This window comes from Micromonospora sp. DT178, from assembly GCF_049841695.1.
Classification (GTDB): domain Bacteria; phylum Actinomycetota; class Actinomycetes; order Mycobacteriales; family Micromonosporaceae; genus Micromonospora.
Window position 1 is genome coordinate 1 of the sequence record NZ_JBNCKV010000041.1, and the last position, 1,026, is coordinate 1,026.

1 protein-coding gene and 1 pseudogene are annotated in these 1,026 nt (G+C 68.0%); both read right to left on the reverse strand.

The genetic code is table 11. The features are described 5' to 3' along the window. Positions 1–218: pseudogene (locus ACLQ22_RS31840) on the reverse strand (electron transfer flavoprotein subunit alpha/FixB family protein); the annotation flags it as partial. An 11-nt stretch (positions 219–229) separates the two neighbouring features. Further along, a complete protein-coding gene (locus ACLQ22_RS31845; protein WP_425695573.1) occupies positions 230–1,009 on the reverse strand; it encodes an electron transfer flavoprotein subunit beta/FixA family protein in 780 nt (259 codons plus the stop codon). Positions 1,010–1,026 lie beyond the last annotated feature (17 nt).

The following is a 1,026-nucleotide window of genomic DNA, read 5'->3' on the forward strand; positions in this document are numbered from 1 at the left end:
GCCACCAGGTAGCCGTCGATCTCCTCGCTCTCGGCCGCGTAGATCTTCTCCGCGCCGTACTCGCCCAGCCTGGCGCTCAACGCCTCGGCGGCGCCGGGACCGCCGAGCACGACCGCGCTCGGGGTGCCCAGCTCGCGGGCCAGGGTGAGCATCTCCAGGGTGACCTTCTTGACGCCGAACTCCCGGGTGGCTTCGACGACGACGAGAACCTCAGACATGTCCAGACCCCTCACACGAACTTCTCGGTGGCGAGGAACTCGACCAGCTTCACGCCGCCGTCGCCCTCGTCGGTGACCTTCGCGCCGCCGGAACGCGGCGGACGCTTCGAATGCTCCAGCACGGCACTGGTCGCGCCCTCGAAACCCACCTCCGCCGCAGCCACCCCGAGATCGGCCAGGGACAGCGTCTGCACCGGCTTCTTCTTCGCGGCCATGATGCCCTTGAACGACGGGTACCGCGGCTCGTTGATGGTGTCCCAGACCGACACCACGGCGGGCGTGGCGGCGGTGACCACCTCGTAGCCCTCCTCCGTCTGCCGCTCCACCGTCAAAGTCGCACCGTCGACGGTGAGCTTGCGGGCACCCGTCAGCGCCGCGATGCCCAACCGCTCGGCGAGCATGTGCGGCATCACCTGCACCCGACCGTCGGTCGACTCGCTGCCACACAGCACCAGATCGGCGTTCAACTGACCGAGCGCGGCGGCGAGGACCTTCGACGTGGCCACGGCGCAGGAGCCGTGCAGGGCGTCGTCCAGCACGTGCACCGCCTTGTCCGGACCCATCGACAGCGCCTTACGGATCGACTCGGACGCCCGGTCCGGACCCATCGTCAGGACCGTCACCTCACCCCCGTGCGCCTCCTTGATCTTCAACGCCTCCTCGATGGCGTACTCGTCCATCTCGTTGATCACGTTGTTCGCCGAACCGCGGTCGACGGTGTTGTCGTCAGCACGCAGGCTGCGGTCCGCGCCCGAATCAGGCACCTGCTTGACGAGTACGACGATGTTCATCGCGCTTCGACGACCCT

What these genes read in the sequence shown, in the direction of transcription:
- ACLQ22_RS31845 (WP_425695573.1), bottom strand. Translation starts at nt 1,009, where the DNA reads ATGAACATCGTCGTACTCGTCAAGCAGGTGCCTGATTCGGGCGCGGAC.